Source organism: Acinetobacter sp. YH16042 (genome assembly GCF_013417245.1).
In the GTDB taxonomy this organism is placed as follows: Bacteria; Pseudomonadota; Gammaproteobacteria; order Pseudomonadales; family Moraxellaceae; genus Acinetobacter; species Acinetobacter amyesii.
On sequence record NZ_VPEJ01000003.1, the window covers coordinates 162974 to 176331 of the forward strand.

Below are 13358 nucleotides of genomic sequence, written 5' to 3' on the forward strand. Positions count from 1 at the left end.
TTAATAGAACAATAAAATCTATGCATTTACCTGCCATCTATACCCTACCTTTCATTATTATTATCAGTAGCTTAAGTGCTTGCCAGACCATTTCCAAAACCAGCAGCACAGTCAGTGACAAAGTGATGGGCATGCTCGGTAAAGAAAAAGCCCCTGAAATCGATAAAAAAGGCACGGTCGATATCAGCAAAAGTACCCAACAACAGTTAGAAACCCTACTGACCAATATGCCGAAAAATCAGTGGGTCTATATTGAAAATGATCAACAAGGTACGTCTACCCTCAAAAATAAATCGGCAGACAATTTCACCTTGAGCCTCAAATTGAATTGCAAAATCAGCACTCAGCGCCCTACTTTCAGTTTAAGCAATGCAGATGGCCAAGACATCCTAAAAGCACATGATACAAATGTGGGGCAAATTCAAATTCTGCTCGACAATAAAAACTTTGGAAATCCGTTTGAGACAGCCCATCAGCAAAAGTTCCAAAGCTTTAAAACCGCTGTCGCTCAGGCCAAAGTCATTAAAGTGTTTAATTCCTCAAAACTCTATACCTTCCAAAACAACAAAGCCGAATTACTCTCTAAAGCAGTAAGTTGTCGCGATAGCCTATAAATATTTAAAGCGAAATGCAGTAAGTCACCGTTTTACTCAACTGTGACTTACATGCAGGCTTATTTTGCAGGTGGCTGTGGCCCTGACATATCAACCAGCAGGCCTGTAAACTTTCGAACAAATGGCAATAAAATCAGTACAATGGGGAAAGCAATTGCCCATGAAATCATCCAATTATGCAGCCATAGAGTCAGAAATCCCTCAAACCAGCCTAAATTTCTGAGCATATTAATAAACGAAATAATACCGCTCATGAGACAGGATAAAATAAACGGCACGATAATCAGCGCCCAGCGTGCAGCTAACTTCGGCACATTGCCAAAAATTTTAGGGGTGGGTTGTGACATGTCCATATACTCAAGCAGTGATCCTGAATCGCTAAACCACTTATATCGTTTTACTTCGATATAAGCAATGCTTCACTTTTATCGAATATTTTTTATTCGCAACAAATGGGTTCACCTAAAGAGCCTGAAATTTGCTATATTTACCGTTTTTCTGCGACATTTATTTTTCGACTGATTATGAATACGGCAATACAAGCAGCGCTCGATCATGCAGTGCAATCCCTTCAAGCTGAAGGTGTACTCCCAACTGACTGGAACAATACTAGCAATTTGACCCGAACCAAAGACCGAAGCCACGGTGACTTTGCGTCAAACATTGCCATGATTGCCTCTAAAGCTGCAGGTATGAAGCCGCGTGATTTAGCCGAAAAAATTCTGGCAAATCTTCCAGAAGTCGCAGATATCAGCAAAGCAGAAATTGCAGGTCCTGGCTTTATTAACTTCTTTTTAAATGCTGACCAACGTTTTGCTGTCTTAGACCAAATTCAAGCTCAGAAAGATCAGTTCGGTCGCACACAGGCCAATGCTGAAAAACGTGTTCAAGTGGAATTCGTTTCAGCCAACCCAACGTCTAGCCTACACGTTGGTCATGGTCGTGGCGCAGCTTACGGTATGACCGTTGCCAATCTTCTTGAAGCAACAGGTGCTAAAGTTGACCGTGAATACTATGTCAACGATGCTGGCCGTCAAATGGATATCTTGGCGACATCGACTTACTTGCGTTATTTAGAATTGACCGGTCAACAACTGGTCTTCCCTAAAAATGCATATCAAGGCGACTACGTTAAAGAAATCGCACAAAGCATTATCGACAAAGATGGCGATGCTTATGTACGCCCTGTTGCCGACATCTACAAAGATGTTCCAGAAGATGTGCAATATGCCGCTGAACTCGATAGCGAAGGCAATAAAGTCGTTGTTTCAGGCGATAAAGAAAAACACATTGATGGCCTAATTCATAATTCACAAAACCATTTGGCTGCGGGTTACCGTGTGTTCCATCAAGCTGCGCTGAAAGCCATTCTTGATGACATTAAAGATGACCTCGGTGAATTTGGCGTGACTTTCAATCAATGGTTCAGCGAAGCAACCTTGACTGAAAAAATTGATGAAGCATTACAAATGCTCGATCAACGTGGTTTCTTATACGAAAAAGATGGCAACATCTGGTTCAAATCAACTGATTTTGGTGATGAAAAAGACCGTGTTGTGAAACGTCGTAATGGTCAAACTACATACTTCGCATCCGACATTGCTTATCACTTAAATAAACTACAACGCGGCTATACCGATATCATTGATATTTGGGGTTCAGACCACCACGGTTATATTGCACGTGTGAAAGCAGCGATTGATGCGCTTGGCTATGATTCTAAAAAATTGACCGTACTTTTGGTTCAATTTGTGAGCCTATGGCGTGGCGGCGAGATGGTTCAAATGTCATCTCGTTCAGGTCAATTCGTGACTTTACGTGACTTACGTAAAGAAGTGGGCAACGATGCTGCTCGTTTCTACTACGTCATGCGTAAATCAGAACAACACATTGACTTCGACTTAGACCTTGCTGTGTCTCAAAGTAAAGACAATGCGGTGTACTACATCCAATACGCACACGCACGTATCTGCCGTATGCTCGAAAAAGCGGCTGCGACAGACGTTCAATTCTCTGCTGAAGCTGCACGTCAATTTGCAGCTAAACTTGAGTTAGAAGCTGAAACTGAAGTTCTTGCTAAACTTGCGGCTTACCCTGAAATTGTGGTTCGTGCAGCAAACAGCTATGAACCACACCAAGTGGGTAACTACTTGAAAGAGTTGGCGGCGTTGTTCCATGGTTGGTACAACGAAAATAAAGTCTTGGGTGATGATGCAGAACTGACTCAAGCTCGCTTATTACTGTCTGTAAACGTACAGCAAGTTTTACGCAATGGTCTTGAATTATTGGGTGTGAGTGCGCCTGAAAGCATGTAAGCAACCCTTTATGTTGCGAGCACAATAGAAATTCATCGGCATCGCCCATGCACAAACACAGCGCATGGGTTTAAGCGTCATCAATTGCATTGTGCTAAAAAGAATCCTTTTCAATACAGGCTCGAAATGAGCCTGTATTTCGTTTATATTCAGCAATATGTCCGTGTCATCTTGGCTGTGCTGAAATTGTGAAAATTAAACAAATTCCTGATGACACTCATGTAATATATAACAATCAAGACTTGCTACTTTGGGCTGCCCCAAAGTGGTTCGTGACAATTAAAATTAAATGAGGTTTCCACGTGTTTGGAAAAACGCAGCGCGGTGTATCTGATCGGCCAAATAAGCCTAAAAAACCATTGATTCCAGCATGGCTAGGTACACTTGTCATCATTTTAATCGTGTTGAGTTTCTTAGTTGCGCTCATGCTTTGGAAACCTTGGGAGCCTGTGAAGCCAAAAGGTCAAATTACCTCTGAACACTACCAAGAAGAAACCAATAAAGACTATCGTTTCTACGACCTATTGCCTCAGCAACAAGTGACGCCAATTCCTGAACAAGCTGTTCCAGAAACCGAAAATAAAGAAACGGTGGTGATTGTTGATGCACCAGAACAAAAGCCAGTTGAAACCACAGAGCTTGGACTAGAAACCACAGAAACTGCGCCTGTTGCTGCAAGTTATATTCTGCAAGTGCGCAGTTATGATGATCCTGATCAAGCCGATGCACGACGTGCTGAAATTATTTTGAACGGTTTATCTGCCGATGTGATTCAAAGTAATGAAAACGGCAAAGTTTGGTATCGCGTTGTGTCTGGCCCCTATGATTCACAAGAAGCTGCTGTGATTGCACAGCAAACTTTACGTCATAGCAGTATCGACTCGATTGTCGTAAAACGCTAAATTTTGAAATTAAAAAAAAGCGCCTGATGGCGCTTTTTTTTATTCATTCCTTTAATAAAGGGAGGTTAGAAGGGATTCTTTTTTGAATACATCAGCTTAGCTCAAAAACCTCTCCCTAACCCTCTCCTAAAGGGACAGGGAATTCATTAAATGGTATGCCCTAAAGCTTCGCCCATCACCACAGTCGAGTTGGCTTTAAAGGTCGCATCCCATTGCATTTTGTTTTCTTCAAACAACACAACCGCTGTTGAACCTAAATAGAAACGGCCCAATTCTGCACCTTTTTCTAAGAATAAATCGTGTTGATTCAGTTCCAAACGCCCTGTCGGTTTAACTTTACCTGTAGCCACGGTTTCAATACCTGCCACGATCATTGCACCTACCAGTACGACCGCCATACGACCAACTTCTGTATCAAATAAGCAGACCATGCGTTCATTACGAGCGAATAAACCCGGAATATTTTCAGCAGTGGTTTGGTTTACAGAGAATAATTCACCCGGTACATACAAAGTTTCTGTCAATGTCCCTGCAAATGGCATATGTACACGGTGGTAGTCTTTTGGAGACAAATAGACCGTAGCAAACTGACCATTTTTAAACGGCTCAGCCAATTGTGGATCGGCAATCAGGTTTTCAACAGTGAACTTCTGCCCTTTGGCCTGAAATACATCACCATTTTCAATTTTACCCAGTTGTGAAATCGCACCATCTGCGGGTGAAACAACACTGTTGGCATTTGCATCAACTACACGTACGCCTTCTTTTAAAGAACGAGTGAAAAATTCATTGAATGATTTAAATTTCAGGGCATTACTTTGCTCAGCAATCGACATGTCGATGCCATACTGTGCTTTAAATGCGGTAATCACAGCATTTTTCACCACAGGGTTTTCACTCGCAGCCAATTTACCCACGATACGTGATAATTTGTGCTGCGGAACAACACGCTGAGCTTGAATAAAAATTTGTTTTTTTAACTGAGATGTAAGGCTCAAGACGGCAACTCTCCGGTGATCACAGGACTATCGAGTCGGTTGCCCCACTCGCTCCACGCACCATCATAAGCTCGAATATTCCAACCGAGTAAACGTCCCAGTATATAAGCTAGGCCCGACCGATGATGGGACTGACAATATACCACCACAGGTTCGTTTAAATTGAATCCCAATTGTTCTAAGCGTTGTTGTGTGCGTTCTAAAGGATGCAATTTTAAATGATTTTCCCGGTTAAGGGCAGTACTCCATTCGAAATGTCGTGCCCCCGGAATGTGACCGCCGCGTCGCGCAGCCAAACGTAGGCCTGTATATTCATCTTCGGTACGGCAGTCCCATACTTGGATTTGCTCCTGCTGCACACGAGCCAATAGCTCATCATAATCTGTTTGATACTGAGCACGCGCCTCTGCACTTACTTCAACCAATGGGCTCACGGGTTCAAATTGCTCAATTTCAGACGAGGTCGGTAAGCCTGCCCCAAGCCAAGCATGGATGCCACCATTGAGGAGACTGGTATTTTCAAAACCGAGGCAATGTAAGTTCCAAATCAGTCGACCAGCCCATGCCCCACCTTCATCGTCATACACTACTACATGATGTTCTGGACTGATATTCAGATAGCTGATGAGCTGTTCTAAACCGGCTTGGTCAGGTAAAAGCCCCATCGCTTGTTCTTCTTGGCGCACTAACAGTTTCGGCTGCACATGCAGTGCATGTGGAATATGCAATTGGTCATAAACTGAACGACGACTCAAATCGACGATCCGTAGTTTTTCATTACCAAGATGTGGAACCAATTCTTCCGCTTCAATCAGCAGACCAAAATTCAGTGTAGATGCTGTCATCGTTGTTCGTGTTGTATTTTGTGCGATTAAATTCGATCTTAGCATAAGTCATTTTCACTATTATTCTGAATTTTTGCATTCCTTTAGCAATATTTTAGATATAAAAAAGCCGAATCATTGATTCGGCTTTTTTAGTTTTATCTAATGCTGTGTTTAAGCGCTAACTTCTGGGATGTCAAATACCTGACGTAGATACGCTAAGAAAGTATCATTATCCGTCATGGTTTTACCCGGACTATCTGAAATTTTTGCCACAGATTGACCATTACATTCAACCAGTTTCAGTACGATATTCAGCGCAGTTTGCCCCATATCATTGGTCAAGTTGGTGCCAATACCAAAGCTAACTTGGAAACGGTCTTTGAAGTAATTATGCAAATCCCACGCTTTTTCGATATTTAGACCATCACTAAAGGTCAGCATTTTACTTTTGCTATCGACTTTAAGCTTTTTGTAATGTGCATAGGCTTTATCGCCCCATTCATACGGGTCGCCACTGTCATGACGTAAACCATCGAATAGTTTGGCAAAGTACAAATCGAAGTCACGTAGGAACGCATCCATACCGACAACGTCCGTTAAGGCTATTCCTAAGTCACCGCGGTATTCCTGTACCCATGTTTCTAGCGCAGACTTCTGGAAGTTACGTAGACGAACATCAAGCGCTTGGAATGCTTGTAGGAACTCATGCGCCATTGTACCAATTGGAGTAATGTTCAAGTCTTTGGCAATCAGAACATTACTTGTACCGCGGAAAATATACGGTGAAGCCTGATTTAATTCTTCAATTACATGCTTTTGCCATGCATAACTATAACGACGACGCGTGCCAAAATCAGAGACCAAGAATGGTGGATCATTTGGATTTTGCCGTACTTCATACTGCTTCAGCAAGGCAATCTTATGTTGCAAACGACGCTCACCTTCGGCTAAAACTTCGGGTGTACGAATACGTTGGAAATATAATTCATTGACGATGGCTAAAACAAAGATTTCAAACATCATCGCTTGAACCATTGGGCCTTCTACCCAAATGTCGAGTCGACCTTCATCATCAATACCCGCTTTAATAAAACGGCGTTTAAGCTGAAATAATTCAAGATAATCAACAAAATCGCTTTTAATAAAACGTAAACTGCGTAAATACTGCAATTCATCTTCTTTAAACTTCAACTGACACAGCATGTCGAGTTGCGTGTTTAAATCATCCAAAATTTCAACCAGTGGATAGGCTGTATCATCCAAGTTACGGCAGCGAAAGTGATACACACTATGGGTTTGCGGAAATTTGTGTAACACCACCTGAAGCATGGTGAATTTATACAGATCTGTGTCTAATAAGGATTGGATGATTGGAGACATAAAGACTTTCAGTTTTTATCAACTCTTTGCATTAAAGCATACTTTATTGATAAAAAGCCGATTGATTTAGTGGAATAACTTATAAATCACCGCGATTCATCGACTTTTTTCAATTTTTTTGCTGAAGCTGAGCGCGATCAAGCTCACTATTTTTTGAGTAACTGTCGATATTTTTCTTCTTGACCAAATTCACGCGCAAACTGTTCTGCAGTCTTTTGCCCCATTTTTTTGGCATTTGCATCGCAATCCACTTGGCGTAATTGCTTTGCAATCGCCCATTCTAATTTAAACATGGCACCCATCAATGCGGTGTTGCCTTTATTGTCACGTGCGCAGCGGTCTGCACCTTGTTCTAGCAAACGAGTCACAATATTTTGATGACCATAATAGGTCGCCATCATCAGTGGTGTAAAACCCGAAGCATTGCGCACATCGACCGGAAAACCGTGCTTAAGAAATTCATTGATGACTTCTTCATTGCCAGTTTTGGCTGCAGCAAAGAAAATTGCGATCAATTCCTGTTGTGAGGTCATCTGATCGCTTGCAGTTGCTTTAGCGGGGGAGATATCTTCCGCGATTGCCACGTTTGCGAATGCGGAACCAAACGCAAGAAGACTGGCTAAAGTCAAATGCTGCATAACTTTCATGATGAACTCCAACAGAAAACAAATGTAGAATTGAATTAGAAATGATTCATTTCATAAAAATGAATATTTAAGGAGTGCCTATGAAACTCCCCCTAGGGTGCAGGAAAGGTATGGAGCTTCATAGGACTTTTTTGAGGTAACGTTCTAGACCCTAGTTACCAATCCTTCAGACTGATCGAAATTAGTCTTTCAGTTGTGCTGCTTTAGCTTTTACAGTTGCAAGGTTACCGTTTACTGCTTTAGTCATACGTGTACCGTAGTCTGCATCTGCTTTATAGAAGTAAGACAACATGATGTGTTTCGTTTCTGAATCTTTCACGTTGCCAAGGTCAGCAGCCAAGTTCATGATTAAATCGTCTTTTTCTTTAGCAGAGTATGAACGGTAAAGTTCACCCGCCTGCTTGAAGTTTTGCTCTTTGGTACCGATCTGTTGAACTGTGCCAGTCAGCGGTGTTTGAACTGCACGTGCTTTCTCAGTGGCAGCTTTAGGCTCTTTACGGCTTGGCTCGTAGTTCACGTCAGAATCACGCTCGCTAACATTCATGTAGCCATCTTGGTTGTTGTTGTTAACAGCAACAAGCGGACGGTTGACTGGAATTTGCTGGTGGTTCGCGCCTAAACGGTACATTTGAGTATCTGAGTAAGAGAAGATACGACCTTGTAATAGACGGTCTTCTGAAGGCTCGATACCTGGAACTAAGTTACCTGGAGCCAATGCCACTTGTTCAGTTTCATTGAAGAAGTTTTTCGGCATACGGTTCAGCGTTAACGTACCGACTTTAGTTTCTGGAACTAGGTTCGTCGGCCAGATTTTTGTTGGATCAAGCGGGTCAAAATCAAAGCTGTTTAAATCTTTAGGATCTAACACTTGGATATAAAGATCCCATTTCGGGAATTTACCAGCGTTGATGTTGTTATAAAGATCGTTAGTCAAGTGGTTGAAATCTTTACCTTGTTGCTCAGCAGCTTCTTTAACGTTCAGACCTTTCACGCCTTGTTTAGAGCGGAAGTTGAATTTAACGTATTTGTATTCGCCTTTGTCGTTATAAAGCTTGTACGCATGTACACCAAAGCCGTCTTGTTCGCGGTAGCTGGTAGGCACGCCTTGGTTACCATACACATAAGTCAACATGTTGGTTGCCCATGGCTGGCTAGACAAGAAATCAAATACGCGGTTTGCGTCTTGAACGTTGTTGATTGGGCTAGGCTTCATGGCATGGATGAAGTCTGGGAATTTGATCGCATCACGGATGAAGAATACTGGAGTTTGGTTACCCACTAAGTCCCAGTTGCCTTCTTGTGTATAGAACTTGATCGCAAAACCGTGCGGGTCACGTAAAGTTTCTGGAGAACCTTTACCATGAATTACAGTCGAGAAACGTAAGAAAACTGGAGTCTTAGTACCTGCTTTGAACAATGAAGCAATGGTGAGATCAGATAAATCTTTAGTTGCAACGAATTCACCATACGCACCTGTGCCACGGGCATGTACCACACGCTCAGGAATACGCTCACGACCAAAACGTTGTAATTTTTGAACCAATTGTACGTCTTGAAGTAGAACTGAACCATTTGGACCCGCAGTAATCGAGTTTTGGTTATCGCCTACTGGTGCACCATTGTCTTTTGTTAATGGCGCTGCTTGAGTCGCCGCTGTTGCTGTTGCTAACATCGCAACCAATAAAGAACGCTTAAACATCGTCTTAATCTCTCTGTTAAATACCTTTCCTGCCCCGCAAAGATACTGATATTTAATAAATAGATAAAACAGATTATTTTCATAAATTCAATCGCATTATTAGATTTATAAAAAATATACATTTCATTTTCAAATGTTTGAGCCCAAAATTTTCTAAACATCGCTTCGAAAGAATGCTGTCTTTGCTACAATCCCTGCCCTATGTTCAATTTTCTACTCGGAAGAATTTATGCGGGCCTTGTTACAACGTGTTTTGGAAGCCAAAGTGGTGGTCGATGGTGAGATCACGGGTGAAATTAATCACGGTATTTTGGTGTTTTTAGGCCTTGGCAAAGCTGACGATTTAGAAAAAGGCAAAAAGCTGATTGATAAGATCTTGAAATACCGCTTTTTTGATGATGAACAAGGCAAGATGGGCTGGAATGTCAGTCAAGCCGGCGGCGGTATCCTCTTGGTGTCTCAATTTACCCTGATGGCGCAAACGCAAAAAGGCCTGCGCCCCGATTTTGGCCCTGCCATGCCGCCAAACGATGCCAAAGCACTGTATGAACAGCTGGTCGATTACACCAAGAGCCAATATGACCATGTACAAACAGGCATCTTTGCTGCCGACATGAAAGTGCATTTGGTTAATGACGGTCCAGTGACCTTTAATTTAGAAGTTGAATAACCACTGAAGCATTAAAAAAGCCCTCTTTTGAGGGCTTTCACAAGCTAGAATAATACGGTCTTAAATGGTTGTAATCAGTTTTGCACGTTGCATTACTTCCACAGGGATATCTTTCACAAGCATGACTGTTAATGACTGATCATTTTTCTTTGACGTTGTTGTTTGATTTGCGTCTAGAACAGTATTTACATCAGCGGGATTCAATGTATACATTGCACCAGTAGCTGGATCAACAATTAATAAACCAATTAATCCACCAAAAATAATATTGGCTACATACCAACCATTTACTGTCCCTGTTACCTGCACAGTTTTTGTTTGAAAACCATCTTTTTTGAACGTTACTTCATAAGCTGCTGGTTTAAAATATCCTGTACCGCGTTTTAAAGTTACAGTTGCAGGTGTGATACCTGTATGTACCTTTTCCCCCGCTTTATTTGTAATTGAAATCGATGCTTCATCAGGAACTGACTTAAAGGTTAAAGTTTGAGTCGATCCAGAAATGATACTTGCACAACCTGTCAAAGTAAGTGATGCAGCAATTAAACCCGACGTAATTAATTTTTTCATAAAAATACCCCCTAAAAAGTGGGGGGTATTTTTACCAAAAAAACGTTAATTTTCAACGAAAATTAAAATTATTTTCCTGTTTTTTCTTTAATAAACGCACGTGCGATTTTGATTTTTTCTTTAACCGGTTTTGGAAGTTTAGGTGGAATTAACTTCGCCACTTGGTTAAACCAAACCAGTAAACCAAAATCACCTTCCATTTTAATACTGCCATTTTGCATACCCGTCATGAATGCAGTTGGGTCACCTTTCATTAGGGTTTTCACGCCCTGTTCGCTGTCCGCAAATTGCAAAATAAAGTCTGCTTTTTCAGCATCGCCTGAAACAGTATCAATCTGTCCATTATTTACAATAATTTGACGTGCAACACCCAAATCTGTACCGATTTGAATGCGGAATTGACGTTCATGAACCAATTCAATGAATTTAGGGCTAGTACGTGCAAGCTGTTTCATACGAAGCGCTAAACCTGCCACGAGTAAATCAAGTGGATCCGTACTGACATCAACTAAAGGTAGTTTTACGACAGGAATTGATGATAGTTTCATGACTTAAAGCCTATTGTAATTGTTGGAAAATTGACTGGTTTCATCCTACCATAACTTGGCTTTTGAGAAGTAAGGCTTTGTATCTCAAATCGGACTAATGCGCTCATAAAAAAATGCGCCCTTAGGCGCATTTTCATTGAAATTTTGTTCTGGCACTTATCGGCTCGAACATTGCTGTTCTTCATCATATACAGGCGTGTGCTCTATACATTGGCGCTTTGCCATCGCACGCTCTGCACGGCGGTCTTCACGTAACAATACTAAAGTGAATACCACCATTGCGGCCATTAATGCCGTTAAATAACTATAAGTCACTGATAATTCAAACATGGTTTGTGTACCAAATCGAATCACTTCAATGAGTCCCCACACCAGCATCCCCGCCAGCATAAAACTTAACCAGCGACGATAAGGCGAGAAGAAAACAGCAATCACAGCCGCCGATACCAAGCTCAGGCCAACGATTGTTGCTAAATTCGCTGTTAACATAAAAACCTCCGTCATTTGACAACTGACATCTCTTGTCTTACAGGATGCTGAGCCGTCTCACTACTGTATCTTCAGTAAATAGATTTGGTCGATCTCAATCTCTTGCAAGCATTATGCTGAGTTTTTTGCATAAAAAAAGTCTCGTTTTTTGTCCATGCGACACACCTTGTCGCAACATTATTTTGTCATTACATTTTTTCTTTTTAAAGAATTTCTAGAACAATGATGGCATCTCGTTTCGAGTGTCATTACAAAAAAAACAGCTGGTTTTAGGCTAAAAAAATTAATTTTTCGAATGCTGTTAATCGTTGTTTTTATCGACAATTTTCTTCTACCGTTCATCGGATGAGCTGAATTCTTGGCATAAAAAAACGCAGCCTTTTGGCTACGTTTTTGACTGTGCCTTAAATGGTTTTAAGCACGATTTAAATCTTTATCATGCACACCAAGCAGATAAAGAACACCATCTAGACCCACGCTTGAAATGGCTTGATTGGCATTTTGACGAACCAAAGGTTTCGCACGGAAAGCAACGCCTAAGCCGGCTAAAGACAACATTGGCAAATCATTCGCACCATCACCGACTGCAATGGCTTGTTCTAATGAAATCCCCATTTCTTCAGCGATTTGAGTCAACAAGAAGGCTTTGCGAGCACCATCCACAATATGGCCTTTCACTTCACCGGTTACCGCGCCATCTTGGACGTCCAATACATTGGCATGGACTTCATCGATACCCAGTTTTGCTTGTAGATATTCAGCAAAATACTGAAAACCACCTGACAAAATAGCCGTGCGATAACCCAATGATTTAAGCGTTGAAATGAGACGTTCCGCACCTTCTGTGACAGTCAGACGTTCTGCAATCTTAGGCAATACCGAAGCATCCATACCTTTGAGCAGTGCCACACGTGCACGGAAACTTTGTTGGAAATCGAGTTCACCTTGCATAGCACGTTCAGTGATTTCAGCCACTTGAGCGCCGACACCCGCTTCAATCGCCAATTCGTCAATCACTTCTTGCTCAATCAGCGTCGAGTCCATATCAAAGCAGACCAAACGACGATTACGACGGTAAGCATTGTCCTCTTGAACGGCAACATCTACCCCTAGTTCGGTAGATAGACGTAAACATGCTGCACGCATCGCAGTGGCATCCAACATCTGGCCTTTTAAGCCAAATTGAACGCAGGCACGGCGCGGACCTTCGCTTGATCCATCTAACTCAGGACGGCCAGATAAACGAGTCACGGTTTCAATATTGAAGCCTTGGCTCGACACAATATTTGTAACTGCCTGTAAATGAGACGCCTGTAATTCTGGCGCAAGTGCCGTAACGATATAACGTGTGCGGCCTCCCTCATTTACCCATTGTTGATATTCTGTTGTAGAGATTGGTTTAAAGCGCACAGTTAAGCCAATATCATGTGCTAAAATCAACATCTCCTTCATGGCTAATGCTGTCGCAGTCTGGTCTTCCGACGAAACAACAATACCTAAAGTCAGCTGATTGTGGATGACTGCTTGTCCGACATCTAAAATCTGTAAGGAATGTGCGGACAAAACCTGCATTAATCGTGTAAATTGATTAGGTTGGTCAGGTCCTAAAAGTGATATAAGAATGATTTCTCGCATGAATTGACTCGGGTCTGAGCTACAACTAATGTAAGAATCATAATCTAAATTGAATAGAATTGCC

Annotated in this window: 14 protein-coding genes; 4 read left to right on the forward strand and 10 right to left on the reverse strand. The window is 41.8% G+C overall.

All coding sequences use genetic code 11. The annotated features are described in order from the left end of the window. Window positions 1–20 precede the first annotated feature (20 nt). On the forward strand, window positions 21–614 hold the full coding sequence (locus FTV37_RS03505; protein WP_180063044.1) for a hypothetical protein: 594 nt from the start codon (window positions 21–23) through the stop codon (window positions 612–614). Between the two features lie 59 nt (window positions 615–673). Here the strand turns inward: FTV37_RS03505 and FTV37_RS03510 are convergent, their stop codons facing one another. Continuing rightward, complete coding sequence (locus tag FTV37_RS03510; RefSeq protein WP_372491143.1) at window positions 674–961, reverse strand: DUF2798 domain-containing protein; 288 nt, start codon at window positions 959–961, stop codon at window positions 674–676. A 177-nt stretch (window positions 962–1138) separates the two neighbouring features. Between FTV37_RS03510 and argS the strand changes: the two genes are divergently transcribed. Then, the gene (gene argS / locus FTV37_RS03515; RefSeq protein ID WP_078193315.1) at window positions 1139–2929 is read left to right on the forward strand and encodes an arginine--tRNA ligase; all 1791 of its coding nucleotides are present in this window, start codon (window positions 1139–1141) and stop codon (window positions 2927–2929) included. A gap of 302 nt (window positions 2930–3231) precedes the next feature. Then, on the forward strand, window positions 3232–3831 hold the full coding sequence (locus FTV37_RS03520) for an SPOR domain-containing protein (protein WP_180004357.1): 600 nt from the start codon (window positions 3232–3234) through the stop codon (window positions 3829–3831). Between the two features lie 146 nt (window positions 3832–3977). Here the strand turns inward: FTV37_RS03520 and asd are convergent, their stop codons facing one another. The 5 genes from asd to FTV37_RS03545 all read right to left on the reverse strand — a co-directional run bounded on the left by asd (window position 3978) and on the right by FTV37_RS03545 (window position 9382). Further along, window positions 3978–4829, reverse strand: a complete 852-nt coding sequence (gene asd, locus FTV37_RS03525; RefSeq protein WP_078193251.1) for an archaetidylserine decarboxylase — start codon at window positions 4827–4829, stop codon at window positions 3978–3980. After that, the gene (locus tag FTV37_RS03530; protein ID WP_180008663.1) at window positions 4826–5674 is read right to left on the reverse strand and encodes a sulfurtransferase; all 849 of its coding nucleotides are present in this window, start codon (window positions 5672–5674) and stop codon (window positions 4826–4828) included. The genes asd and FTV37_RS03530 overlap by 4 nt, the downstream gene beginning before the upstream one ends. A 153-nt stretch (window positions 5675–5827) precedes the next feature. Continuing rightward, on the reverse strand, window positions 5828–7036 hold the full coding sequence (pncB, locus tag FTV37_RS03535; RefSeq protein ID WP_180063045.1) for a nicotinate phosphoribosyltransferase: 1209 nt from the start codon (window positions 7034–7036) through the stop codon (window positions 5828–5830). Between the two features lie 146 nt (window positions 7037–7182). Then, on the reverse strand, window positions 7183–7683 hold the full coding sequence (locus FTV37_RS03540; RefSeq protein ID WP_078193253.1) for an ankyrin repeat domain-containing protein: 501 nt from the start codon (window positions 7681–7683) through the stop codon (window positions 7183–7185). Window positions 7684–7864: 181 nt separating this feature from the next. Then, window positions 7865–9382, reverse strand: coding sequence for a catalase (locus FTV37_RS03545; protein ID WP_180063046.1), 1518 nt, complete (start codon window positions 9380–9382; stop codon window positions 7865–7867). Between the two features lie 229 nt (window positions 9383–9611). Between FTV37_RS03545 and dtd the strand changes: the two genes are divergently transcribed. Next, a complete protein-coding gene (gene dtd / locus FTV37_RS03550; protein ID WP_168379709.1) occupies window positions 9612–10052 on the forward strand; it encodes a D-aminoacyl-tRNA deacylase in 441 nt (146 codons plus the stop codon). Window positions 10053–10112: 60 nt separating this feature from the next. Here dtd and FTV37_RS03555 read toward each other — a convergent pair whose 3' ends face one another. The 4 genes from FTV37_RS03555 to serB all read right to left on the reverse strand — a co-directional run bounded on the left by FTV37_RS03555 (window position 10113) and on the right by serB (window position 13294). Next, on the reverse strand, window positions 10113–10622 hold the full coding sequence (locus FTV37_RS03555; RefSeq protein WP_168379710.1) for a hypothetical protein: 510 nt from the start codon (window positions 10620–10622) through the stop codon (window positions 10113–10115). A 68-nt stretch (window positions 10623–10690) separates the two neighbouring features. Continuing rightward, window positions 10691–11170 carry an SCP2 sterol-binding domain-containing protein gene (locus FTV37_RS03560; RefSeq protein WP_078190615.1) on the reverse strand — a complete coding sequence of 160 codons (480 nt, stop codon included), beginning with the start codon at window positions 11168–11170 and terminating at the stop codon, window positions 10691–10693. A gap of 156 nt (window positions 11171–11326) precedes the next feature. After that, window positions 11327–11659: an AciT family ciprofloxacin tolerance protein gene (gene aciT, locus FTV37_RS03565; RefSeq protein WP_078190616.1), complete on the reverse strand. Its 333-nt coding sequence runs from the start codon at window positions 11657–11659 to the stop codon at window positions 11327–11329. A 414-nt stretch (window positions 11660–12073) separates the two neighbouring features. Next, window positions 12074–13294, reverse strand: a complete 1221-nt coding sequence (serB, locus tag FTV37_RS03570) for a phosphoserine phosphatase SerB (protein ID WP_078193257.1) — start codon at window positions 13292–13294, stop codon at window positions 12074–12076. Window positions 13295–13358: the final 64 nt, after the last annotated feature.